Below are 23,999 nucleotides of genomic sequence, written 5' to 3' on the forward strand. Positions count from 1 at the left end.
TTTTTGCCGCCGCTATCCCAATAACGTGCCATGGAGCTATCGGCCACGCAGGCGGCGATCCGCGAGGCTGTCCGAGAGTTCGCCGAGTCGGAGATCCGTCCGGTCGCGGCCGAGGCGGACCGCGAGAGCGAGTTCCCCGAGGACGTGTGGGACGGGCTGGCCGACCTCGACCTGACGGGACTGACCGTCCCCGAGGCCTACGGCGGGTTCGACGCCGACCGGCTGACCTACGCCGTCGTCAACGAGGCGGTCGCCTACGGGTCGCTGGCCGTCGCGACGGCGCTGTCGGTCCACTGTCTGGCCACCTCCTGTATCGCGGAGTTCGGCGAGGAGTCGGTCCGCGAGGAGTGGCTGCCGGAGATGGTGGACGGTCGGCCGGTCGGCGCGTTCGCGCTCTCGGAACCCGACGCCGGGTCGAACCCCGCAGAGATGGCGACGACCGCCCGCGCTGTCGACGGCCGCGACGCGTACGTCATAGACGGGAAGAAGCAGTGGATCACCAACGGCGAGCGCGCCGGCGTGGCGGTCGTCTTCGCGAAGACCGACCCGGACGACCCCGAGTCGGTGACGCAGTTTCTGGTCCCGACCGACGCCGCCGGGCTCGAAGTCGGAAAGAAAGAGGACAAACTCGGCCTGCGAGCCAGCGACACGACGAGTCTGGTCTTCGACGGCGTCGAGGTGCCGGCGCGCTACCGGCTGACCGAACCCGGTCGGGGGCTGGCGGCGGCCTTCTCGATCCTGACCGGCGGGCGGATCGGCATCGCGGCCCAGTCGGTCGGGCTGGCGCAGTCCGCGCTCGACGAGGCGGTCGCCTACGCCGGCGAGCGCGAGCAGTTCGACCGGCCGATCGCCGACATCCAGTCGATCCGCCACAAGCTGGCGGACATGGAGACGAGCGTGCGGGCGGCGCGGGCACTGACCCACGAGGCCGCGGCCGCACAGGACCGCGGGGAGTCGGCGCGGACGGCCGCGAGCGTCGCGAAGTACTTCGCGAGCGAGGCGGCGGTCGACGTGACGAACGAGGCCGTCCAGATCTACGGCGGCTACGGCTACACCTCCGAGTTCCCGGTCGAACGACTCTACCGGGACGCGAAGGTGACGACGATATACGAGGGGACCAGCCAGATCCAGAAGAACATCGTCGCGCGGGACCTGCTGGGTGAGTAGCCGGCGGTTGGTCACTCGCTCGCCGGTGCGGTACTGCGACCGCCCGATGGTACCCTGACCGTCCCCGGTCGACACGCATTTGCTGGCTCGATCCCTACCGTCGCCCGTGACGGAGTACGACGCCATCGTCTACGACCTGGACGGGACGCTCGTCCGCCTCGACGTGGACTGGGGGGACGTGGCCGAGCGGTGCGCGGCGATCCTGCGGGCCCGAGGCCACGACGTGTCGAACGCGGACATCTGGGCAATGCGCGAACTCGCGGCGGCCGAGGGCCTGCTCGACCGCGTCGACGACGCTATCGCGGAGTTCGAACGCGACGGCGCGCGCAGCGCCCGACGGCTCGCACTCGCCGACGAACTCCCGCACTCGATCCCGGTGGGGGTCTGTTCGCTCAACTGCGCGGCGGCCTGTCGGATCGCGCTCGAACTTCACGGCATCGACCGCCACGTCGACGCGGTCGTCGGCCGGGACTCCCACGAGACGGTCAAGCCCGACCCGGGGCCGCTGGTCCACGCCGTGGAGCAACTCGGCGCCGAGCCCACCTCGTCGCTGTTCGTGGGCGACTCCGACTCCGATCGAGAAGCTGCCAGTGCCGCCGGGCTCGACTTCCGATGGGTCGAAGACCGGGTTTGAGAAACTTTCAGCCGTTGACGCGGCGCTCGTAGACGTAGACGGACAGAGCGGTGACGATCCAGACGACCGCACCGACGCGGACGGCGAACAGCGCGCGCTCGGTCCACGTCGTCAGCTCGACGGCGAGCGACAGCATGGCCACCAGGGGTGCTCCCGCGACGATCGTGGCGACGAACGTGAGCTGCATGACCCGCCCGTAGTCGACGCCGTCCGGGTCGGTCCGCTCGACGCGCGCTGGCATATTCGCGAGTTTCGGCGACGGCGCCTTGAGTCCCCCGTTTTCCGCTCGGGACCGTCGCCACGAGCGTCCGTACCTGCGTCTCAGCCGTCGAGCGAGTCGAGGAACCGGCCGACCGTGCGGTCGAACGCCCCCGTCCGTTCGACCATCGCGAGGTGGGCGGCGTCGGGGATCTCGACGTACTCGCAGTCCGGCAGGCGGTCGGCGAGAAACTCGTGATAGGAGGGCGGCGTCAGCGAGTCGTGTTCGCCGACGACGGCCAGCGCGGGGAGGGCGATCTCGTCGAGCCGGTCGCGAACGTCGAAGGCGTGGCAGGTCAGGAAGTCCCGACGGGTGACGGACTGGCCGGTCGCACGCATCTGTTCGCGCGACCGGTCGAGCGTCCGCTCGTCGGCGTCGTGGAACAGTCGATCCGGTTCGTGGAGGACGTCGACCGCGCGGTCGAAGTCGTCGGCGAGCCACTCGCGCAAGCGCTCGTCGACCCCGAGTTTCGCGCCGGTGCCGGCCAGCACCAGCGCTCCGGGGTCGAAGTCGGTGTCGAGCGCGATCCGGAGGACGACGGCACCGCCGAGGGAGTTGCCGACGAGCGCGTCGGCGCCGGTCGCCTCCGCGACGGCGATCACGTCTCGTGCGTACGCGTCGAGCGTCGCGGGCCCCGGATCGGTCGTCACGTCCGCCGAGTCCCCGTGGCCGCTCAGATCCAGCGCGGCGGCCGGGCGGAGGGGTCCGTCCGGGCCGTACTGTGCGGCCCACAGGCGGTGGGTCGCGCCGCTACCGTGGACGTACAGCGCGACCGCGTCGCCGACCGCTCCGTCCTCCCCCGCGAGCCGATAAGCCGTCTCGCGGCCGTCGTGGCGAACGGTCTCCATATCGACCGTTGGTCGGCCTGCCTGAAAGCCGTAGCGACCGTCGCGAGTCGGTACTTCGCCCAAACTCCCCAGACGCCTGTCAGTGTGAACCGCAATTGTACCGATACGGGTCGAACCCCCCACGTACGGGGGTGCTTTGGCGATAGATTTAAATAGTTATCTCGCTAACTACGAGTTAGTATGACCGGAACCCAACAGCTGGCCGACGACGTCGGCCTGCGGCGCTACGAGTACGACGAGGAGACGGTGCTGGCGGCGGACCTCGGCCCCGGCCGGGAGGCCTCGGTCGACGTGCTCGACGACGCGGTCATCGTCGTCGTCGACGGCGAGCAGTACGATCTGGAGCTTTCGGGTGACGCGCGAGCGTTTATCCGCAACGGTGTCCTCACTATCGAGGTGAGCCCATGAGACTCTCTGTCAAGCCGCTCAAGCAGAAGGACGCGGGGCGCGGACTCGCCGCGATCGACCGCGCGGCGATGGCCGAGCTCGACCTGGAGAACGGCGACTACATCGTCATCGAGGGCGACGGGTCCCGCGCGGTCGCGCGGGTCTGGCCGGGCTACCCCGAGGACGAGGGTCGAGGTGTCATCCGGATCGACGGTCGGCTCCGCCAAGAGGCCGACGCGGGGATCGACGACAACGTCGACGTCGAGAAGGCCGACGTGAACCCGGCGGCCCGGGTCAGCGTCGCTCTCCCACAGAACCTCCGGGTCAGGGGCAACGTCGGCCCGATGATCCGCAACAACCTCAGCGGGCAGGCCGTCACCGAGGGCCAGACCGTGCCCGTCAGCTTCGGGCTCGGTCCGCTCTCGTCGATGAGCGGCCAGAAGATCCCGCTGAAGATCGCCGGCACCGAACCGTCGGGCACCGTCGTCGTGACGGACTCGACGGAGGTCGACGTGGCCGAGAAGCCCGCCGAGCAGATCACCGGCGCCGCGCCCGGCGCCGCCGAAGGCGGCGCGCCCGACATCACCTACGAGGACATCGGCGGCCTGGACGACGAGCTCGAACAGGTCCGCGAGATGATCGAGTTGCCGATGCGCCACCCCGAGCTGTTCGAGACGCTCGGTATCGAGCCGCCGAAGGGCGTGCTCCTCCACGGCCCGCCCGGCACCGGCAAGACGCTCATGGCGAAAGCGGTCGCCAACGAGATCGACGCGTACTTCACGGACATCTCCGGCCCGGAGATCATGTCGAAGTACTACGGGGAGTCCGAAGAACAGCTCCGCGAGGTCTTCGACGAGGCCGAGGAGAACTCTCCCGCCATCGTCTTCATCGACGAGATCGACTCCATCGCGCCCAAGCGCGGTGAGACCCAGGGTGACGTCGAACGGCGCGTCGTCGCGCAACTGCTGAGCCTGATGGACGGTCTCGAATCGCGCGGGCAGGTCATCGTCATCGGCGCGACCAACCGCGTCGACGCCGTCGACCCCGCGCTCCGTCGCGGCGGTCGCTTCGATCGGGAGATCGAGATCGGCGTTCCCGACAAGAACGGCCGCAAGGAGATCCTGCAGGTCCACACCCGCGGGATGCCCCTCGCGGAGGGCATCGACCTCGACCAGTACGCCGAGAACACTCACGGCTTCGTCGGCGCTGACCTGGAGTCGCTGACCAAGGAGTCGGCGATGAACGCCCTGCGGCGCATCCGCCCCGAGCTCGACCTCGAATCGGACGAGATCGACGCCGAGGTGCTCGAACACCTGGAAGTCTCGGAGAACGACTTCAAGCAGGCGCTGAAGGGGATCGAACCCTCGGCGCTGCGGGAGGTGTTCGTCGAGGTGCCGGACGTGACCTGGGACCAGGTCGGCGGGCTCGAAGACACCAAAGAACGGTTACGCGAGACGATCCAGTGGCCGCTGGACTACCCCGAGGTGTTCGAGGCTATGGACATGCAGGCCGCCAAGGGCGTGCTGATGTACGGCCCGCCGGGCACGGGGAAGACCCTGCTCGCCAAGGCCATCGCCAACGAGGCCCAGTCGAACTTCATCTCGATCAAGGGTCCCGAACTGCTGAACAAGTTCGTGGGCGAATCGGAGAAGGGCGTCCGCGAGGTCTTCGAGAAGGCTCGCTCGAACGCACCCACGGTGGTGTTCTTCGACGAGATCGACTCCATCGCGGGCGAACGCGGACAGAGCGCCGGCGACTCGCAGGTCGGCGAGCGCGTCGTCTCCCAGCTGCTGACCGAGCTGGACGGCCTGGAGGAGCTGGAGGACGTGGTCGTCATCGCGACCACGAACCGTCCGGACCTCATCGACAACGCGCTGTTGCGGCCCGGTCGCCTCGACAGGCACGTCCACGTGCCCGTCCCGGACGAGGAGGCTCGCCGGAAGATCTTCGAGGTCCACACCCGCGACAAGCCGCTCGCCGAGGGCGTCGACCTCGACGACCTGGCGGCACGCACGGACGGCTACGTCGGCGCCGACATCGAAGCCGTGACCCGCGAGGCGTCGATGGCCGCGACCCGCGAGTTCCTCGCGAGCGTCGACCCCGAGGACATCGGCGACTCCGTCGGCAACGTGAAGGTCACGATGGAGCACTTCGAGGACGCCCTGGAGGAGGTCTCCCCCAGTGTCACCGAAGAGACCCGCGAGCGCTACGACGAGATCGAAGAACGGTTCGACACCGCAGAGGCCGAGACCGGCGACGACGAGCTCGGCCGCACCTTCCAGTAGCGCGGTCGCCGCGGTTCCGTCTTCTGTAGCTGCTCTCGTTTTGTGGCTTTTTACGCTTCAACAACAAACAGAGGCTTCTCTCGGTCTGAGAAGGCTTTTCGGGAGAGGGTATCTATGGATCTGACAACCTAGTAACGGAAAAGTTGCATGAGATAGGCTCACCTACTGGAGGGGCTACTGTAACGTGTACAGGTGTTGCTGTCTTAGGCGGTGTTGGGAGTGCGTTTGGCGGTCCAGTCAGTGTCGTAGGGGGTGCGAGTATCGTTGGCGCAGTCTGTACTGCTAGTGCTGCTGGCTGTTTCGCTGAAGATGTATTCTCCGAACAGACCGGTTGCGACGGTGTCGAATTTGAGGTGTATGTCTCGTACGAGACGAAGCCGGCAGTGTACATCGTCCCTCTGTGTGAGGGGGACCTCTTTGACGAGGATCTAGTTGACGACCTGGAAGATGTTGGCGAAAATGCCTGGAGAACAGCAACAGACATCGCTGACGACCTCGCAGACGGGATCGGAAGTCTCGCCGACGAGGGATTAGACTTAACAGGGCTGTAACGTATAACCAGTAGTTGTCTCAGGCATACAATTCTAACATATGAACCACGTTAGTGCGTTTTATTTGATGTTCTTAATATTGTCTGGATTCATGCTGGTCGTCTCCCTATCAGATTTCTCGCAATATACGTCACCATCCGATGCGATAGTATTTGCAGGATTCATAGGACTGGCAATAGTGGGTTGGTGGCGCGAAGCGAAAGGCTGAGCACAGATCTATCGATCCCATCAATCACTTTCGGAGTTTTTCGGGTGTTACAATCGCTCGGTGACTCGTAGGGTACGTTCGCACTTTCAGCTGGATCGATGCTTCGTCCACACTGGGTTCTCGTCCTACCATGTCGTCGGTCGAAGGTCGGTATTACCGCGTCGGGTCGTCTGATCAAATGACAGTTGTACACAAGGAATCCTCGTTACTACCCCAATGCGACAAATATTAATATGTGGTTATATACCCTAAATAATTAATACTATATTATCTCGCGTCGTGAATCAGTACGTGCCCCACCATCAGGACGTCGCCGACGACGCGGAGACGAAATCGACCTACGAGTGTCTCGTCTGCGGGACCATCGTGAAGGCGGAGTCGCATCCGGGCGAGTGTTCGGAGTGCGACGGCGAGTTCCAGAATCGCGCGATGTCGCTGGAGTAGCGGTCCCCACCATGTCTTCCGACACACCACCGCAGTCGACAGCCGATAGTACCGAACCCCGGGTCGAGGACTCGGAGTCGGCGCTTGCGACGGCCCGCCGTCAGCTGCGGCGGGCGGCCTCGCTGGTCGACGTCGATCCGAACGTCGTCGAACGGTTCCTCCACCCCGACGCGGTCCACGAGGTGACCGTGCCGATCGAGCGCGACGACGGGAGCGTCGAGGTGTTCCGCGGCTTCCGCGCCCAGCACGACAGCGTCCGCGGGCCGTACAAGGGCGGGATACGGTTCCATCCGGAGGTCTCCCGCGAGGAGTCCATCGGCCTCGCCATGTGGATGACCTGGAAGTGCGCGGTAATGGACATCCCCTTCGGCGGCGCGAAGGGTGGCGTCGTCGTCGACCCCAAGGAGCTGAGCGAAGACGAGCGCGAGCGCCTGACCCGACGGTTCACCGACGAGATCCGCAACGTCATCGGGCCGACGACGGACATCCCCGCGCCCGACATGGGGACCGACGCCGAGACGATGTCGTGGATGATGGACGCCTACAGCATGCAGGAGGCCGAGACTATCCCGGGCGTCGTCACCGGGAAGCCGCCGGTCATCGGCGGTAGCGAGGGCCGCGCCGAGGCGCCGGGCCGGAGCGTCGCCATCGTGACCCGTGAGGTCGCCGAATACTACGACACGCCGCTCGCCGAGGCGACCGTCGCCGTGCAGGGGTTCGGGAGCGTCGGCGCGAACGCCGCGCGGTTGCTCGACGACTGGGGCGCGACGGTCGTCGCCGTGAGCGACGTGACGGGTGCCGCCTACGACCCCGACGGCCTCGACACGCGCTCGATCCCGTCCCACGAGGAGCAACCCGAAGCCGTCGCGGCCCACGCCGACCGCACCATCCCGAACGGCGAACTGCTGGAACTCGACGTGGACGTGCTCGTTCCTGCCGCCGTCGGCAACGCCATCACCGAGGCGAACGTCTCGGAGGTCCGGGCGGACGTCGTCGTCGAGGGCGCGAACGGGCCGGTGTCGTTCGCCGCGGACGAGATACTCGCCGACCGCGGCGTGTCGGTGATTCCGGACATCCTCGCGAACGCCGGCGGCGTGACCGTCTCCTACTTCGAGTGGCTCCAGGACATCAACCGCCGATCGTGGTCCGCCGAGCGCGTCAACGAGGAACTGGAGACCGAGATGCTCGCGGCGTTCGAGGCCGTCGCCGACGAGTTCGAATCGAGCGACGGCACCTGGCGCGACGCCGCCTACGCCGTCGCGCTCTCCCGCATCGCCGAGGCACACGAGGCGCGCGGGCTCTGGCCCTGACAGTCGGTCTACGGCCTCTCGGCCAGGCCGGACGCCCTCGTCGGAGTCGCTCGCCGCGCCCGAAGCGCAACTGCATTCACGGTCGAGTCCTCAGTTACGACCGATGAACGTCAGGGAGCACGTCCCCGCGGTCTCCGGTATCCTCTCGGTCGTCGCGCTCGGACTCGTCTTCGCGGCGGCACTGCAGGCGATCCCACAGAGTTTGCTACCGCGAGCACCCGACGCGGTGCTCGAAGCGATCCCGCACGTCAACGCTATCGTGAGCGCGACGGCGATCGGAACCATCGTCGTCGGCGTCCGAGCGATCCGCAGGGGCGACGTGGCCCGCCACCGCGCGGCGATGCTGTCGACGACCGGCCTGTTCGCTCTGTTCCTCGTCGCGTATCTCTACCGGGTCGCCCTGCTGGGCCCGAGCGACTTCTCCGGCCCGCCGCTGGTCGAGGGCGTTATCTACCCCGGGATCCTCGCCGTCCATATCCTCCTCGCTATCGTCTGCGTGCCGCTCGTGATCTACGTTCTCCTGTTGGCCCTGACCCACTCGATACCAGAGTTGCGCGAGACGCGCCACCCGACCGTCGGCCGCATCGCCGCGGCGCTGTGGCTGATATCCTTTACCCTCGGCGTCGTCGTCTACCTCATGCTGTACGTGTTGTTCTGAACTGCCTCACCGCTCCGACCCCGCGCTGGTTCGAACCGGGCCAGTCAGCGCGCCGGGGCCCTCGCCGAGGACGGCCAACAGCCACTCGACGGTCCGTTCGCGCGACGACGAGGAGAACAGTTCGTGGCCGCCGTCGTAGAGCACGGTGCGCTCGGCCGGGGCGTGGTCACCGATCGCGTCGACGCCGACGACCTGGTCCCGGAGCGAGCAGAAGACCACGCTGTCGTCGCGGAAGTCTGGCAGTCGCGACTGGGCGTCGGCGACGGCCCGCAGGAACGCCGGCGCGATCCGGTCGGGCCCCTCGACGCGCTGGCGTTCCGTCGCGAGGTCGCCGAGCGCTCCCTCCTCGAAGGGAACGGGAACGACCGGCCGGTCGGTGGGCAGCGCGGCGGCGACCCGTCCGAGGAGACCCTCGTCGGCCATCCCCCACCAGGGACTGAGATACACTCGTCGAGCGGGCGAGTCGAGGTGTGCGGCGACCAGTCCGCCGGTGCTGTGCGAGAGGATCCGGTCGGGCCCGGTGGCGTCGTGGTGTCGCTGGGTCGGGCGGACGTACCCCGCCTCGAAGTCGCTCCCGTGGTCCGGAATCTCGCCCACGTCGACGGTGTAGCCGGCGTCGACCAGCTCGTCGACCAGCCACCGGACGTTCTCGTGGTGGGTCCGATTGCCCCAGCCCAGGACGAAGAGGACGCGCACGTCGCCGTCGCCGAACTCGGTGAACTGCACGACCGGTGACTGGGAGCGGTAGCACAAAAAGGCGCCCCCAGCCGCGACTATCGGGCCCGGGGCCCGCCCCGTTCAGTCGTCGGTCTCGTCCACTGCGTCGGGAGCGTATTCCAGTTCCCCGGCTCCGACGAGCGCCTCGAAAGCGTTGTCCTCGGCCTCGAGCGGGAAGTCGACGCGGCCGCGCTTCCGGGCGGACTCGTAGGCGCCGAAGATGATCTCGGCGGTCTTGAGGCCGTTTTTGACGCCGAGTTCGGACTCGCGGCCCTCGGCGAGTGCGTCGACGACCTCACTGGCCGCGCGGTCGATGTACTCGCTGCCGTACTGTCGGCCCTCGGCGTGGGCGCTGTGGAGATCCTCGCCGTCCACGTCGATAGCCTCCCACGACCCCTCGCCGGCGCGGCGGATCTCCAGCATGTTGCCCGTCTCGCTGTCGATTCGGATCTCGCCGTCGGTCCCGCGGATCACGTGGGCGGCGTCGGCGAAGTCGCTCCCTTCCCCGCCGGAGATAACGCCCTGGACGCCGGTCTCGTACTCCCAGAGCGCCCAGGCCTGGTTCTCCTGATGCATGCCGAAGCGCACGTCTTCCTCGCGGTAGTCGATCTGTGCGATGACCCACTCGGGTTCGGCCTCGTCGGCGAACATCCCCGTCAGGTCGATGGTGTGGGCACCGGTGTCGTAGAGGTCGCTCCACGTGGTCTCGATCCGCTGGAGGTCGCCGATCGCCCCGTCGTCGATCAGCCGTTTCGCCTCGCGGAACGGCTTGCCGAAGCGTCGCTGTCGGTTGAACGTGAGCTGGACGTCGCGACGCCAGCAGGCCTCGGCCATCCGGCGGGCCGACCCCCAGGTGTGTGCCATCGGTTTCTCGGCGTGGATCGCCGAGACGACGCCGCTGCGGGCGCAGTCGACGACCACGTCCTCGTGGATCGCCGGCGGGACCGCGACGGTCACGACGTCGGGCTCGACGGCGTCGAGCATCGCCTCGTAGTCTTCGAAGAGGTTCCCTTCGGGGAGGTCGAACGTTCGCCCGAACGCCTCGGCGTTCTCCGGGACGATGTCCGCACAGGCGACGACCTCACAGCGGTCGTCGTTCTCGAACGATTCGGCGTGGCGGTAGCCCATCGCGAACCCCTCGACGGTCGGGTTCTCCGGGTCGGGCCCCGTTCCGACGACGGCGACGGTGTACGTCATGCACACATCCAGTGAGAACGCGCTAAAGTCGCTTTCGGTCGCTCTCCTTCGCGTATATCGACGTGTATCCCGGTAGTGAACGATTCGAACGGTTCTCGCCCGGCCACGCCACTCGCTACCGTCGACCGTTCGATTCTACCAAACGGCTTGGAAAAGATATATCACTTGCTTCTCACCAATATATAAACAGTCGAGCTATCGACATGCCAATGATAACTGTCGACGGATCAGAAATTACGTACGAGCGGCAGGCGAAGAACAGATCGGAGAGCGTCTTCGAGGCGCAACTGGTCGTCGAGTCGCGGACGGGCGAGCGGTCGGTGCGGTCGTTCGAGATCGACGTGTCGGCGCGGGACGACCTGACGGCCGAGCGGATGGAGACCGCGCTCGCCGAGTGGAAGGAGTCCCACCCCACCCTGACGGTCGACCAGGTAGTCGTCGAGGAGACGAAACGGTGCGGCTTCGGCCGCCGCGTCGGCGAGGCCGACGCAGAGGACGCCGCAGACGCGACCGCCGCGGGCGACGACTCGGGGCGGACACAGCCGCTGTACCGCGGCGGTGCGCAGTCGGTCCCGCGGTCACCCGTCGGATTCGGTGACGTGCCCGTCGAGCGCGGCGAGGAGGTCACCTTCCACGTGGCCGGCCCCGACTCCTCGGTCTACGGGACCTCCAGTGGGACCGTCACCGGCGTCAAGACCGGGACCGAGGACTACAACGTCCTGATCATCGAGACCGACTCCGGTACCAAGCGCGTCCGCGAGGACTGGGTCGTCGACGAGAGCGACGACGACGTGGAAGCCGAGGCCGACGACGCGGCCGACGACGGTGACGTCGAGAACGACGAGTCCTGAACGGCGAGCGGTCGCCGCGGGGCCGTTTCTCGCGGGTTTCGAGCGAGCACCTGGGTGCGTGAACCGAGCGAGGAGCCTCGCCCAAAAATAGACGACCGCTAGTAGCTGCGTTCCTTGGGCTCGTACTCCTTCTCGGCTTCGAGGAGCACGGGCTTGTAGTACAGCTCGGGGTTGCCGTCGTTCCAGGCGAGCATGGTGTGTTTGAGCCACTCCTCGTCCCGGCGCTCCTGATACTGCTCGCGCCAGTGGGCCCCGCGGAACTCCTCGCGTGCGAGGGCGCCGACCGCGATGGCTTCGGCGATGTCGATGATGTTGCGGGTCTCCATCGTGTGCATCAGGTCGGTGTTGTAGGTGCGCGAGGGGTCCGAGGCGGCGACGTGCTGGTAGCGCTCGCGCGCCTCGCGGATGTCGTCCAGCGCCTCTACGAGGTTGTCCTCGCGGCGGAAGACGTTGACGTTGGCCGTCATCGTCTGCTGGATGTCCTCGCGGACCTGCGCGTGGTTGACGCCCTCGTCTTCGAGGAGGCGGTCGACCCGTTCTTCCTGGCGCTGGACTTCGGCGTCGACGACCGTCCCGGCGTCGATCGCCGCGCCGTCCGCGGCGACACTCCGGTTACCGGCGTCGACGGCGCCGATCTCGACTTCCTCGGAGAGGTCGCCGGCCTCGCTCTTGGCCGAGGGACCCGTCGATATCTCGGCCTCTTTCATGTCGCCGCCCGCGGCGTGCTTGCCGGCGCGGGCGCCGAACACGAGCAGTTCGGGCAGGGCGTTGCCGCCGAGGCGGTTGGCCCCGTGCAGCGAGACGCAGGCGGTCTCGCCGGCCGCGTAGAGGCCGTCGATGCAGGTGTGGCCGTTCTCGTCGCACTCGACGCCGCCCATCTGGTAGTGCTGGCCGGGTTTGACCGGCATCGGCTCGTCGAGGCCGTCGACGCCCTCGAAGTCCTCCGCGAGGTGGAGGATGTTCTCGAGGCGGTCGAGGATACGCTCCTCACCGAGGTGACGCATGTCGAGGTGGACGTACTCGTCCTCGATACCGCGGCCCTCGTTGACCTCCGTCAGTTCGGCCCGCGAGACCACGTCGCGGGAGGCGAGTTCGCCGTCGTTGTTCGCGTAGCCGTACTCGAACATCAGCCGCTCCTCCTCGTCGTTGTAGAGGATGCCGCCCTCACCGCGGACCCCCTCGGAGATCAGAACCCCGGTAGAGGGCAGCGTCGTCGGGTGGAACTGGACGAACTCCATGTCCTCCAGCGGGACGCCCGCGCGGTAGGCCATCGCGTAGCCGTCGCCGGTGTTGGCGACGGCGTTGGTGGTGTGGTCGAACACCTGGCCGGGGCCGCCGGTGGCGAGGATGACGCCGTTGGTGGCGCGGTAGCCCTGGATCTCGCCGCTGGCGATGTCGTAGGCGACGACGCCGTGACACTCGCGGTCCTCGACGTCGTCGTGGTCGGTCACCGCCAGGTCGAGTACCTGCTGTTCCTCGTAGACGGTGATACCCCGTTTGACGACCTGCTCGTACATCGTGTGGAGCAGGTGGTGGCCGGTCTCGGCGCCGGCGTAGGTCGTGCGGGGGTGGCTGAGGCCGCCGAACGGTCGCTGGGAGACGGTGCCGTCCTCCTCGCGGGAGAAGGGCATCCCCCAGTGTTCGAGCTGGATGACCTCGTCCGGAGCGTCCTGAGCGAAGGTCTCGACCGCGGGGGCGTCCCCGAGGTAGTCCGAGCCCTTCATCGTGTCGTAGGCGTGTAGCTCCCAGGAGTCCTCCGGGTGCAGAGCGGCGTTGATGCCGCCCTCGGCCGCCCCGGTGTGGCTCCGGACGGGGTGGAGCTTCGTGACCATCGCCACGTCCGCTCCCTCTTCGTGTGCCGCGATCGCCGCGCGCAGGCCTGCGCCGCCCGCGCCGACGACGAGTACGTCGTGTTCGTGCATGGTTACCAGAATTTGAGGTTCGACTTGACTGCTTCGCGCTTCAGCTCCTGGATGTGCTCGGTCAGCGGGATGTCCTTCGGGCACACCTCGGTGCAGGAGAACTGGGTCTGACAGCGCCAGACGCCGTGTTCCTGCTCGATGATCTCCAGTCGGTCTTCCTTCTGGATCTCGCCTTCCCGCTCGTCCATCGCGAACCGGTACGCCTTGTTGATGGCCGCCGGGCCGAGATACTCGTTGTCTCCCGCCGCGATGTTACACGAGGACATGCAGGCGCCACACCAGATACACCGCGTGGACATCTTGACCTTCTCGCGGTTCTCGGGGGACTGGCGCTGCTCCTCGCGCTCGCCCTCCGGGAGCTCGTCGGGCTGGAAGTACGGCTCGACGGCCTCCATCTGCTCGTAGAAGTGCTCCATGTCCACGACCAGGTCCTTCACCACGTCCTGGTGGGGGAGCGGCTCGATGCGAACCGGTCCTTCGAGGTCGGCCATCTGGGTCTTGCACCCGAGTCGTTGCTGGCCGTTGACGAACAGCGCGTCGGAGCCACAGACCGCCTGTCGGCAGGAGTGGCGGAAGGTCAGCGACGAGTCGTAGTGGTCCCGAGCGTAGATCAGCGCGTCGAGGACGGTCATCCCCTTGAAGAAGGGGACCGAGAAGTCGTCGAAGCGCGGCTCGGACTTGCCCTCGACCTCCGGGTCGTAGCGGAACACCTTGATCTGGACGGTGTCGTCGGCGTCCCGGACCTCCTCGCGGGCCTGCTCCTCGCGTTCGCGGGCTTCGGCGCGGGCCTTCTTCTCCGAGAGGCGCCGTTCCTGGGGCGACTGCTCGGCCGGTTCGGCCGTCTCGGCCTCGGTCTGCTCTTCTGTCTGCTCTTGTTCGATTTGTGTGCTCATAGTAGGTCGGTCATCGCGAGTGCCACGCGGGTTCCCTGGACGATCAGTGCTATGCTCGCCAGCGTCAAAACGGCCCCGACTGCCGTCTTGCGAGTGCCGCTCAGGCCCTGATTGACGAGGGCGTTGTAGACGCCGTTGACGCCGTGGAAGGTCGCGGTGACGAGGAACAGCCACATCGTCGCGAAGTAGCCGACCTGGCTCATCCGCGCCTCGGTGCCGGCGAAGGTGATCTCGGCGGCGTGGTTGACGAAGTGCAGCAGGAAGAAGTGGAAGGCGAGAACCCCGACCAGGAAGACCGCCGTCAGTCGCTGGAAGAGCCACTTGACGCCGCCGCGCTCGAACGACGAGTAGTGCTGTGCCATGAGTTACACCCCCGCGAGGAACGTCGGCACGCTCGCGACGACGATGGCGGCCGTCACGACGAGCGACGCGTAGAAGCTCTTGTCCTGATTTTCGAGTCCGAACCCGAGGTCGACGAACAGCAGCCGAACCCCGTTGAGGATGTGGAAGACGGCCACCGACAGGAGGCCGACCTCCAGCACACGGACGATCAGCAGTTCTTCCAGTCCCTGGAGCGTGTTCGTGTACAGCACCTCGCCACCCGTCGCGGTGCTCAACACGGCGATATGCGTAAAGAGGTAGCCGACGAGCACCCAACCGGTGAACTTGTGGAAGATCCAGGCCCACATGCCCGGCTGGAACTCCCGCCACCGGCCGAAATCCTCGACCGCTCCGCGGTCGTACGTTCCGCTCATACAACGGGCGCAATGGTAGCAGGGGCTATAGTAGTTTCTACACCGCCCCGTCTCGGCCGCCGAACACGTTCACGCGCGTCCACAGGACGCCGGGTTCGGTGGGTGTTTCGGGGATTATCGCCGGTTCCACCGGCCGACGTATCACTCCGATAACAGAGCCGCGCCAGCGAACCGGCGTCGCCCGCTCGCGCGCGCGACGCTCACTCGGCGACGGTGGGCGACGTCGGGTCCCGTGGCGAACCCGTCCCGTCGCTGCGTTCGATCGCGTCGAGCGTGTCGCCGTCGAGTTTGACGAGGTGACAGAGCGGATTGCCGGGGTAGACGACGGGGTTCTCGAGGATACCGACGAGCAGTCCAGTGAAGGGCGCCTCGACGTGGGTGCGTTCGGTCTTGAACGGGTTGGCGATCGTGCAGATCGTCTCGCCCTCGCGGACGACGCCGCCGCGGGCGGCGTGCATATCGACGAGACCGCCCGCGTCGGCACGCAGCCACGTCTTCTCGCTGGATCCTTCGACGATCGTCCGCCAGCCGGGCCAGCGGACCCGTTCGGTCGGCAGGATGCCGAACTCGGCGAGGACGCTCTCGACGCCGACCAGGGCTCGGTCGATGAACTCCCGCTGGAAGCGGTGGGCTTCGCCCATCTCGACGGTGACCGTGGCGGTGCCGGCCTCGCTGGCTTCCCGGCGGAGCGTCCCTTCGGGGCCCTGTCCGTCGATGATGACGTTCGAGGCGAACGCCTTCGCGACGCGGGCGACCGACGAGTCGGCCATGTCGGCACGGACGTGGAGCATGTTCGTCCGGCCGCGGGTGGAGGTGTGCAGGTCCAGCCCCACGTCACAGGGCGCGACGAAGTTGTCGAAGATGCGTCGGGCCATCCGCTTGGCGCTGGTCGACCCCGCTTTGCCGGGGAACGAGCGATTCAGGTCGCGGTCGTAGACGGGGAGGTAGCGCTCCTGTGCGATGAAGCCGGGCACGTTCAGTACGGGGAGACAGATGAGCGTCCCCCGGAGGTCGTCCAGGTCCCACTCGTGGGCGACCTCGCGGACGACCTCGACGCCGTTGAGCTCGTCGCCGTGGGCGGCGGCGCTGAGGAAGGCGGTGGGTCCGGGCTCTTCCCCGACGACGACCGTCACGGGGATCCTGACGGGGTCGCCGAGGTAGGTCTCGCTGACGGTGTAGCGCACGTTTGTCCGTTCACCCGGGTCGACCCGACCGCCGTCGTAGGTGAACGGCTCGGCCTCGTCCATACCGTCTCCAGCGCCCGGGGGTTGAAACGTGTGGCGACCCGCGGAGCGATTCCGGTTGGGTGAACGTTCCGATTCGGCGTCAAATGGCCTCGTGCGGCCGGCTCGCGACCGTTAGTACTTTCGGCCGCCCGGGCGATTACGGGATATGACGACTTCTGACTCGGTTTCGGTGGGGGTGTTGAGCCTGCACAACAGCAAGGAGACGAAAGCGATCCTCAACGCCGTCGACGCGCTGGGCCACCACCCCGAGTGGCTACGCCGGGAGAACACGACGATACGCGTCGAGGGGTCGGAGCCGAAACTCGAACCCGACGTAGACGTGATCGCCAACCGACTCCTCCTGTCGAAGTCGACCGAACCCTGCGAGGAGATGGGGCTGGCCAACACCTTCGAACAGTTCGTCCCGATGCTCAACGAACCGGCGAAGACGCTCACGTCGATGCACAAGGTGGCCTCGGCGGTCGCGCTCTCGGAGGCCGACGTGCAGGTACCCGACGCCCTGCTCGCCCTGTCTTCCGACCGGCTGAACTTCGAACGCGAGCAGTTCGGCGAGGAAGCGGTGTACAAGACCGCCATCGGAACCAACGGCGGCGGCACGTGGAAGGTCGACGCCACCGAGCGGGTCAACGCCCGCGTCGGCAACCGCTACGCGTTCCTCCAGAAGCTGCTCGACCGGGGTGACGTGCCGACGCGCGACCTCCGCGTCTACGTCGTCGGCGGCGAGGTCGTCGGCTCGATGTTCCGCTACGCGCCCGACGACGAGTGGCGGACCAACGTCGCCCTGGGCGGCCGCGTCGAGGACGCCGCCGGCGAAGTCGACGACGCAGTCATCGAGACGGCACGGACGGCGGTCGAGGCCGTCGGTCTGGACTACGCCGGCGTCGACCTCATGGAGGGTGAAGACGGCTGGTACGTCCTCGAAGTCAACCCCACCGCGGGCTTCAAGGGCCTGTTCGACGCGACCGGGACGAGCCCGGCCCCCTACATCGCCCAGCGAGCCATCGAGCGCGCCGGCGGCAGCGTCGACCGCGACCGGGTCGAGGAGCTGTCGGGCCTCCTCGACGACTCGGTGCCCGCCTGCAAACCGCCCTCTGTCAACTCCGGGGCCGCCGACTCGCTCGTCATCGGCTACACCGAGGAAGTCCTGATCAGCGGGACGAAAGGCTCGGAGTCGGTGGTCGCCAAGTCCGACACCGGCGCGACCCGAACCAGCATCGATACCCGTCTCGCCGCCGACATCGGTGCCGGCCCGATCAAGTCGATCACGAAGGTCCGCTCGGGCTCGAACAAGTCCTCGAAGAGTCGTCCGCTCGTCGACGTGGTCGTCGGCGTCGGCGGCACCCGCCACACCGTCACCGCCAGCGTCGAGGACCGCAGCCACATGAACTACCCCGTCATCCTCGGCCGCGACATCCTCGGCGACTACCAGGTCGACGTCTCCCGGCAGGCCGACAACGAGTCCGACTCCGAGATCGAATCAGAGGAGTAGACGCGCGTCTTCAGTCTTCGTTCCCGTCCGCGATCCGCTCCGCCAGCGACCGCGCCGTCGCCACGCGCTCGTCGGCGTCCTCGTCGCCGGTCCCGTCGACGTTCGAGAGGAGATCCGCCACGTGGCCGACCCGTTCGCGGACGGTCGCCCTCGCGCCCTCGTCGTCCGCGTCGCTCGCCAAGGCCGCGGCGTCGCCGGCGACCGCCTGCGCCTCGCCGACCCACCGGCTCGCCGTCCGGTCGACGGGTCGTTCCTCGGTCGCTTCGAGTTTGGCGTGGAGCCGTTCGACGCGTTCGGCGAGCGAGTCGCCCGCGACCTCGGTGTCGCCCTCACCGCGGCCGTCGGTGTCGTCACCCACGGTTCACCCCTCCACCGCGCGCCAGAGGTACAGGCTGGCGTAGCTCCGGTAGGGAGCCCACCGCTCGGCGGCGTCGGTCATCTCGGCGCGAGTCATATCGGCGTCGAACAGCCGGTCCATCCCCTCACAGATGCCCAGGTCGCCGACCGGAAACACGTCCTCACGACCGAGCCCGAACAGCAGGAACATGTCGGCGGTCCACGGGCCGACCCCGTGGACGTCGGTCAGCTCGGCCCTGACCGCGTCGTCGCTCGTGTCGGCGAAGGTGTCTCGATCCCACTCGTGGGTCAGGAACGCGTTCGCCGCGCTCTTGGCGTAGTCGGCCTTCGCCTCGGAGAGTCCGGCGTCGTGGAGTTCGGCGTGGTCGGCCTCGACGACGGATTCGGGGGTCACCTCGACCGCGTCGAACAGCCGCTCGCGGATGGCCGCGGCGGCGTCCATCGACACCTGCTGGCGGATCAGCGAGACGACCAGCCGCTCGTACAGATCGTCGGCCGGCTCGATCGAGACGGGGCCGTGCTCGTCGACGACCGGCCCGAGCACCTGGTCGTCGGCGAGTTCCTCGATAGGGTCCGCTGTCATCGCTAGAACGTCGGGCTCGGGACGGCATGGGGGTTTCGGCCCGACTCGAGCGCCACTCAGCTCGCGCCCGCGGCGCCGCAACAGGCCGGCGGCTCCGGCGGGCCCGCCGTCTCGCCGTCCGGGTCGTCGGTCGACTCGTCGTCCGGGTCGGCGGTCGTCTCCGGGTCGACCGCGGTGGGCTCGCTGGCCTCGTCCGCGGATTCGACCCCGTTACCGCCGTCGGTTCCGTCGCCGCCGTCGACGACCTTGGCTGGATTGCCGACCACGGTCGCCCCCGGCGGTACGTCGTCGACGACGACCGCACCGGCGCCGACCGAGGCGTCGTCGCCGACCGTGATGTCGCCCACGAGCGTCGCGTTGGCGCCCAGTGTCACGCGGTCGCCGACGGTCGGGTGCCGTTTGACGGGACGGGGGTCGTCGCCCCCCAGTGTCACACCGTGGTACATCACCACGTCGTCACCGACCTCCGCCGTCTCGCCGACGACGACGCCCATCCCGTGGTCGACGAAGACCCGTCGGCCGAGGTCGGCGCCCGGATGGATCTCGACGCCGGTCAGGAAGCGGGTGAGTTGTGAGATGAGTCTGGCGGCGAAGTGGAACTCGCGGGTCCACAGCCAGTGGGCCAGCCGATAGGCCCAGACGGCGTGGAGGCCGGCGTAGAGGAGTACTTCGGCGCTGCTCTTCGCGGCGGGGTCGGTCTCGCGGGCTGTGCGAACGTCCTCGCGGAGTCTGTCGAACATTGTGGGTCGGTGTCGTGGTCGGTCGAGTGCGGGTCGATGCAGACAAAAAAGAGCGGTCGCTCAACGACAGCAGCGCCGAACGTCGTTCGGCTGGTCGGAGTCCGTGCGGCCGGACGAACGCGAGCGCCCGAAGTGCATGGTTCCGAGTCGATTTGCCAGCGGCTTAAATCGACCGACCCGCTCTACAGTAGAATCTGAAAGACATCGCTCGGACGATCCCATGATAGCGTGCGATCGACCGTGCAAACGCTTTCAAATTCTACTATAGCAGTCGCTTCGATCGCCTCGCGTCTGACCGAGCGCTCTGGACACGCTCGTCCGGAGAGGCGCGGGGATCGCGGGAAAACGTCTCCCCGGTGGCGACCGCCCGGGTCTGGTCGTCGGCGACGCGATGGACTTCCCCACGGATCGCTTCGCTCGTCTGGGAGGGGAAGTCCGTGCCTCACCGGTGGTCCGGTAGCGCACGGAGACGATCGAAATCAACTCTCAACTCGGAGAGCGTTTACGGCCGAGAGAAACCTTGAAACGGGAGCCGAGCCAGGTTGCACACGTCATGGACTTCGAGGATATCGAACAGGTCGCGGTACTCGGTGCGGGGAACATGGGTCACGGGATCGCCGAGGTCGCGGCCCTGGCGGGCTACGACGTGACGATGCGTGACATCAAAGAGGAGTTCGTCGACGACGGCTACGAGAACATCGAGTGGTCGCTCGGCAAGCTCGCCGAGAGCGGCCAGATCAGCGACGAGGAGGCCGACGCCGCGCTTGACCGAGTCGAACCGCTCGTCGACTTCGAACCCGCCGTCGCCGAGGCGGACGTGGTCATCGAAGCGGTCCCCGAACGGATGGACATCAAGAAGGACGTGTACGGCGAGCTGTCGGAGTACGCGCCCGAGGAGGCCATCTTCGCGACGAACACGTCCAGCCTCTCGATCACCGAACTCTCGGAGGTGACCGAGCGACCGGAGCAGTTCTGTGGGATGCACTTCTTCAATCCGCCCGTCCGGATGGCGCTCGTGGAGGTCATCCGCGGCGAACACACCGCCGACGAGACCCTCGACGCGATCGAACAGTTGGCCGAGGCCTTCGACAAGACGCCCGTCCGCGTCCGTAAGGACTCGCCGGGGTTCATCGTCAACCGCGTGCTCGTCCCGCTGATGAACGAGGCCTGCTGGCTCGTCCACGACGACGTGGCGACCGTCGCCGAGGTCGACTCCACGACCTCCTTCGACATGGGCCTGCCCATGGGCGCGTTCGAACTCGGCGACCAGGTCGGCCACGACGTAACCCTGCACGTCCTCGAATACCTCGACGAAGTACTGGGCGACGCCTACGAGCCCTGCCCGCTCCTCGAAGAGAAGGTCGACGCGGAAGAACTCGGCAAGAAGACCGGGCAGGGCTTCTACGACTACGAGGACGGCGGCGTCGAGATCCCCGCCGACGAGGGCCGCGACGACGTCGAGGCGCGCCTGCTGGCCGTCATGGCCAACGAGGTCGGCAAGCTCGTCGAGAACGACGTCGCACCGGTCTCGGACATCGACGAGGCGATGATGCTCGGTGCCGGCTTCCCGGAAGGCCCGGGCAAGCGCGCCGACGCCTACGGGCTCGGCGAACTCGTCGCGACCCTCGAGCCGGTCCACGAGGAGACCGGCGCGGCCCGCTACGAGGTGTCCGACGGCCTGCGCGCGGCGGCCGAGGAGGGCGGCTTCTACGGTGACGACGAGGAGGGCGAGACCGTCGAGTACGAGCAGATAGTCGTCGAGACCGACGGCGCGGTCGGGTACGTCCAGCTCGACCGCCCGGCGCGGATGAACACGATCACCGTCGACATGATCGACGAGGTCGACGCGGCGCTCGACCAGTTCGAGGACGACGACGAGATCCGCGCCGTCCTGCTGGAAGGCGCCGGCGACCGGGCGTTCTCCGCCGGGTTCGACGCCGCGAGCGCCGCGCCCGGCAGCGGCCTCGAAGCCAGCGAGATGTCCCGGAAGGGCCAGCGCGTGTTCGGCCGGCTGGAGGAGGTCGGCATGCCGGTCGTCGCGGCCATCGACGGCTACTGTCTCGGGGGCGGGATGGAACTCGCGACCGCAGCGGACATGCGCATCGCTAGCGAGAGCGGCCAGTTCGGCCAGCCCGAGCACAACCTCGGGCTCCTGCCCGGCTGGGGCGGCACCCAGCGCCTCCCGCAGGTCGTCGGTGAGGGGCGAGCGAAGGAGATCATCTTCACCGCCAAGAACGACTACGACGCCGAGACGATGTACGACTACGGCTTCGTCAACGAGGTCGTGAGTCCGGACGAGTACGACGACCGCAAGTGGGAGCTCGCCCGCGACCTGGCCGCGGGGCCGCCGATCGCCCAGAAGTTCACCAAGCGCGCCATGCTCGCGAGCCGCGACGACACCGACGCCGGTCTCGAGTACGAGGCGTCGGCCTTCGGCCACCTGTTCACCACCGACGACGTCTGGGAGGGCCTCGCGGCGTTCCAGCAGGACCGCGAGCCGGAGTTCGAAGGGGAGTAAGGCCGCGTCCGGGCCGTTCTTTCCGTTCTCTCAGTCGTCCTCGGCGGCGTCTAGCGCCTGCTGGGCGACCCGTTCGCTGGCCTGCTCGACGAACTCCTCGGGGAGGTCCTCGATCTCGCCGGCCTGGACGCGCCAGAGGTTGGCGTAGAGCCCGTCGCCGCCCAGCAGGTCCTCGTGGGTGCCGCGTTCGACGATCTCGCCGTCGTCGATGACGAGGATGGTGTCGGCGTCGCGGACCGTCGAGAGCCGGTGAGCGATGATGAAGGTCGTGCGGTCGGCGGCGAGTTCGTCGATCGAGCGCTGGATGAGCATCTCCGTCTCGGTGTCGACGGCGGAGGTCGCCTCGTCGAAGATCATGATCGCGGGGTGCTGGAGGATGGTCCGCGCGACGGCGACGCGCTGGCGCTGGCCGCCCGACAGTTTCACGCCGCGCTCGCCGATGTCGGTGTCGTAGCCCTCGGGGAGATTCTCGATGAACTCGTGGGCCTCGGCGCGCTTGCAGGCTTCGACGACCGCCTCGCGGGTGGCGTCGAACTGGCCGTACTTGACGTTCTCGGCGATGGTCCCGTCGAACAGGAAGTTGTCCTGGCCGACGTAGCCCATCGACCCCCGCAGGCTGGCGAGCGTCGCGTCGCGCACGTCCGTCCCGTCGACGCGGACCTCGCCCTCGTCCACGTCGTACAGCCGCAGCAACAGCTTGACGATGGTCGTCTTCCCCGCGCCGGTCGGCCCGACGAGCCCGACGGTCTCGCCCGGTTCCACGTCGATGTCGACGTCGTCGAGCACCGTCTCGTCGCCGTCGTAGCTGAAGGTCACGTCGTCGTACTCGACGCGGCCCGCCACGTCGCCAAGGTCGACGGCGTCCGGCCTGTCCTGGATGCGGACCGGGAGGCTCATCAGCCCGAGGATGCGCTTGGTCGAGGCCTTGGCGTCCTCGTAGCGCTCGACGATGTTGCCCATCTGGGCGAGCGGGTTGACGAGCCGCTGTGTTAGCAGGAGGAAGGTGACGAGCACGCCGGCGGTGAGGTCGCCCGAGAACGGGCCGGGCGGCCCCTGGATGAGCCAGATCCCGCCGACGATGAAGGTCGCGATAAAGGAGAGGGAGGTGAGCACGCGCAGGCCGGGGCGGTAGACGAAGGATAGCCGAAGCGCCAGCCAGTCGAGCTTGAAGTAGCGGTAGGAGTGGTCCTCGACGCGCTGGTCCTCGTACTCCTCGGTGTTCGACGACTTGATCACCTGGATGCCACCGAGGTTGTTCTCCAGGCGGCTGTTCAGGTCGCCGACCGACTCGCGGATGTCGGCGTAGCGCTCCTCGGCCAGGCGCATGTACCAGTAGGTGAACACCGCCGACAGCGGCGCGACGACCATGGTGACGGCCGCCAGCTGGGGGTTCAGCGCGACGAGGAAGGCGGCGGTCCCGAGCATGAGGACGATCAGCTGGATCAGCTCGCCCATCATCGAGTCGAGGAACTGCTCCAGCCGGTTGACGTCGTTCGAGAGGATGGAGATGAGCTCGCCGGTCTGGACCTCGTTGAAGAAGTCCATGTCCAGGCGCTGCATCTGTTGGTAGGTGGCCGTGCGGGCCTCGTGTTTCACCCTGTGGGAGAAGAGGTTCAGGGTGGACGAGCGGACGAAGATGAGCACGGCTTGCCCGATCATCGCGACGGCCATACCGCCCACGACGAACCAGAACTGCCCCATCTCCGTCGTCGGGAGCAACGACTGGGGGACGTAGGGAAGCGTGAACCCCGCCTCTTCGTTGAACAGCGCGTCGATGGCGACGCCCAACAACACCGGCGGCACCAGCGAGAAGAAGCGCGACCCGATGCTCGCCAGCACGCCGACGACGAACCAGCGCCGGTGGCCGTGGCCGAACCGCTGGAACAGCTGCAACAGTGGGTGATCCAGTTCCTCTCGGTGTTTCTCGATGTACTCCGAATCTATCGCCTGGTCTGTACTCACGGGTTTGACTGTCGCGC

The 23,999-nt window shown here is 67.4% G+C and carries 23 protein-coding genes and 1 pseudogene; 11 read left to right on the forward strand and 13 right to left on the reverse strand.

Going from position 1 to position 23,999, the window contains the following annotated elements:
* Nucleotides 1–30: 30 nt before the first annotated feature.
* On the forward strand, nt 31–1,167 hold the full coding sequence (locus I7X12_RS17950) for an acyl-CoA dehydrogenase family protein (RefSeq protein ID WP_198061390.1): 1,137 nt from the start codon (nt 31–33) through the stop codon (nt 1,165–1,167).
* A 106-nt stretch (nt 1,168–1,273) separates the two neighbouring features.
* Complete coding sequence (locus I7X12_RS17955; RefSeq protein WP_198061391.1) at nt 1,274–1,801, forward strand: HAD family hydrolase; 528 nt, start codon at nt 1,274–1,276, stop codon at nt 1,799–1,801.
* Between the two features lie 7 nt (nt 1,802–1,808).
* Here the strand turns inward: I7X12_RS17955 and I7X12_RS17960 are convergent, their stop codons facing one another.
* Nucleotides 1,809–2,042 carry a DUF5822 domain-containing protein gene (locus tag I7X12_RS17960; RefSeq protein WP_198061392.1) on the reverse strand — a complete coding sequence of 78 codons (234 nt, stop codon included), beginning with the start codon at nt 2,040–2,042 and terminating at the stop codon, nt 1,809–1,811.
* Between the two features lie 80 nt (nt 2,043–2,122).
* Nucleotides 2,123–2,908: an alpha/beta fold hydrolase gene (locus I7X12_RS17965; protein WP_198061393.1), complete on the reverse strand. Its 786-nt coding sequence runs from the start codon at nt 2,906–2,908 to the stop codon at nt 2,123–2,125.
* Between the two features lie 180 nt (nt 2,909–3,088).
* Here I7X12_RS17965 and I7X12_RS17970 point away from each other — a divergent pair, with 180 nt between their 5' ends.
* From I7X12_RS17970 to I7X12_RS17995, 6 genes are all read left to right on the forward strand, one after another.
* Nucleotides 3,089–3,316 (forward strand): DUF7127 family protein, encoded by a 228-nt coding sequence (locus tag I7X12_RS17970; protein ID WP_198061394.1) that lies wholly within the window; start codon nt 3,089–3,091, stop codon nt 3,314–3,316.
* On the forward strand, nt 3,313–5,580 hold the full coding sequence (locus I7X12_RS17975) for a CDC48 family AAA ATPase (RefSeq protein WP_198061395.1): 2,268 nt from the start codon (nt 3,313–3,315) through the stop codon (nt 5,578–5,580). The genes I7X12_RS17970 and I7X12_RS17975 overlap by 4 nt, the downstream gene beginning before the upstream one ends.
* A 383-nt stretch (nt 5,581–5,963) precedes the next feature.
* Nucleotides 5,964–6,131, forward strand: coding sequence for a hypothetical protein (locus I7X12_RS17980; RefSeq protein ID WP_198061396.1), 168 nt, complete (start codon nt 5,964–5,966; stop codon nt 6,129–6,131).
* A gap of 499 nt (nt 6,132–6,630) precedes the next feature.
* Nucleotides 6,631–6,783, forward strand: a complete 153-nt coding sequence (locus tag I7X12_RS17985) for a rubrerythrin-like domain-containing protein (RefSeq protein WP_198063909.1) — start codon at nt 6,631–6,633, stop codon at nt 6,781–6,783.
* Between the two features lie 11 nt (nt 6,784–6,794).
* Nucleotides 6,795–8,093 carry a glutamate dehydrogenase GdhB gene (gdhB, locus tag I7X12_RS17990; protein ID WP_198061397.1) on the forward strand — a complete coding sequence of 433 codons (1,299 nt, stop codon included), beginning with the start codon at nt 6,795–6,797 and terminating at the stop codon, nt 8,091–8,093.
* Nucleotides 8,094–8,196: 103 nt separating this feature from the next.
* A complete protein-coding gene (locus I7X12_RS17995) occupies nt 8,197–8,751 on the forward strand; it encodes a DUF420 domain-containing protein (protein WP_198061398.1) in 555 nt (184 codons plus the stop codon).
* A gap of 6 nt (nt 8,752–8,757) precedes the next feature.
* Here the strand turns inward: I7X12_RS17995 and I7X12_RS18000 are convergent, their stop codons facing one another.
* Together I7X12_RS18000 and I7X12_RS18005 are read right to left on the reverse strand one after the other, a co-directional pair.
* Nucleotides 8,758–9,477 (reverse strand): alpha/beta fold hydrolase domain-containing protein, encoded by a 720-nt coding sequence (locus tag I7X12_RS18000; protein ID WP_198061399.1) that lies wholly within the window; start codon nt 9,475–9,477, stop codon nt 8,758–8,760.
* 72 nt (nt 9,478–9,549) lie between these two features.
* Nucleotides 9,550–10,665, reverse strand: coding sequence for a Gfo/Idh/MocA family protein (locus I7X12_RS18005; protein WP_198061400.1), 1,116 nt, complete (start codon nt 10,663–10,665; stop codon nt 9,550–9,552).
* A gap of 209 nt (nt 10,666–10,874) precedes the next feature.
* Between I7X12_RS18005 and I7X12_RS18010 the strand changes: the two genes are divergently transcribed.
* The gene (locus I7X12_RS18010; protein ID WP_198061401.1) at nt 10,875–11,516 is read left to right on the forward strand and encodes a hypothetical protein; all 642 of its coding nucleotides are present in this window, start codon (nt 10,875–10,877) and stop codon (nt 11,514–11,516) included.
* Between the two features lie 98 nt (nt 11,517–11,614).
* On the opposite strand, the gene I7X12_RS18015 is transcribed toward I7X12_RS18010, so the two are convergent.
* The 5 genes from I7X12_RS18015 to I7X12_RS18035 form a co-directional block, all read right to left on the reverse strand.
* The gene (locus I7X12_RS18015) at nt 11,615–13,438 is read right to left on the reverse strand and encodes an FAD-binding protein (RefSeq protein WP_198061402.1); all 1,824 of its coding nucleotides are present in this window, start codon (nt 13,436–13,438) and stop codon (nt 11,615–11,617) included.
* 2 nt (nt 13,439–13,440) lie between these two features.
* On the reverse strand, nt 13,441–14,331 hold the full coding sequence (locus tag I7X12_RS18020) for a succinate dehydrogenase/fumarate reductase iron-sulfur subunit (protein WP_198061403.1): 891 nt from the start codon (nt 14,329–14,331) through the stop codon (nt 13,441–13,443).
* Entirely contained in the window at nt 14,328–14,693 is a 366-nt protein-coding gene (locus I7X12_RS18025) for a succinate dehydrogenase hydrophobic membrane anchor subunit (protein ID WP_198061404.1), read from the reverse strand. The genes I7X12_RS18020 and I7X12_RS18025 overlap by 4 nt, the downstream gene beginning before the upstream one ends.
* 3 nt (nt 14,694–14,696) lie before the next feature.
* The gene (gene sdhC / locus I7X12_RS18030) at nt 14,697–15,086 is read right to left on the reverse strand and encodes a succinate dehydrogenase, cytochrome b556 subunit (RefSeq protein WP_179908888.1); all 390 of its coding nucleotides are present in this window, start codon (nt 15,084–15,086) and stop codon (nt 14,697–14,699) included.
* Between the two features lie 200 nt (nt 15,087–15,286).
* Entirely contained in the window at nt 15,287–16,333 is a 1,047-nt protein-coding gene (locus tag I7X12_RS18035; RefSeq protein ID WP_198061405.1) for a succinylglutamate desuccinylase/aspartoacylase family protein, read from the reverse strand.
* A gap of 145 nt (nt 16,334–16,478) precedes the next feature.
* Here I7X12_RS18035 and I7X12_RS18040 point away from each other — a divergent pair, with 145 nt between their 5' ends.
* On the forward strand, nt 16,479–17,822 hold the full coding sequence (locus I7X12_RS18040) for a putative ATP-dependent zinc protease (protein WP_198061406.1): 1,344 nt from the start codon (nt 16,479–16,481) through the stop codon (nt 17,820–17,822).
* Nucleotides 17,823–17,832: 10 nt separating this feature from the next.
* Here the strand turns inward: I7X12_RS18040 and I7X12_RS18045 are convergent, their stop codons facing one another.
* The 3 genes and pseudogenes from I7X12_RS18045 to cysE all read right to left on the reverse strand — a co-directional run.
* The gene (locus I7X12_RS18045; RefSeq protein WP_198061407.1) at nt 17,833–18,180 is read right to left on the reverse strand and encodes a hypothetical protein; all 348 of its coding nucleotides are present in this window, start codon (nt 18,178–18,180) and stop codon (nt 17,833–17,835) included.
* A 3-nt stretch (nt 18,181–18,183) separates the two neighbouring features.
* On the reverse strand, nt 18,184–18,762 hold the full coding sequence (locus I7X12_RS18050; RefSeq protein ID WP_198061408.1) for a DNA-3-methyladenine glycosylase family protein: 579 nt from the start codon (nt 18,760–18,762) through the stop codon (nt 18,184–18,186).
* A gap of 239 nt (nt 18,763–19,001) precedes the next feature.
* Nucleotides 19,002–19,502 (reverse strand): annotated as a pseudogene (gene cysE, locus I7X12_RS18055) (serine O-acetyltransferase); the annotation flags it as partial.
* Between the two features lie 553 nt (nt 19,503–20,055).
* Here cysE and I7X12_RS18060 point away from each other — a divergent pair.
* Nucleotides 20,056–22,020, forward strand: coding sequence for a 3-hydroxyacyl-CoA dehydrogenase/enoyl-CoA hydratase family protein (locus I7X12_RS18060; RefSeq protein WP_198061410.1), 1,965 nt, complete (start codon nt 20,056–20,058; stop codon nt 22,018–22,020).
* Nucleotides 22,021–22,050: 30 nt separating this feature from the next.
* Here I7X12_RS18060 and I7X12_RS18065 read toward each other — a convergent pair whose 3' ends face one another.
* Nucleotides 22,051–23,982, reverse strand: coding sequence for an ABC transporter ATP-binding protein (locus tag I7X12_RS18065; RefSeq protein WP_198061411.1), 1,932 nt, complete (start codon nt 23,980–23,982; stop codon nt 22,051–22,053).
* Between the last annotated feature and the right edge of the window lie 17 nt (nt 23,983–23,999).

This window comes from Halosimplex litoreum (genome assembly GCF_016065055.1).
In the GTDB taxonomy this organism is placed as follows: domain Archaea; phylum Halobacteriota; class Halobacteria; order Halobacteriales; family Haloarculaceae; genus Halosimplex; species Halosimplex litoreum.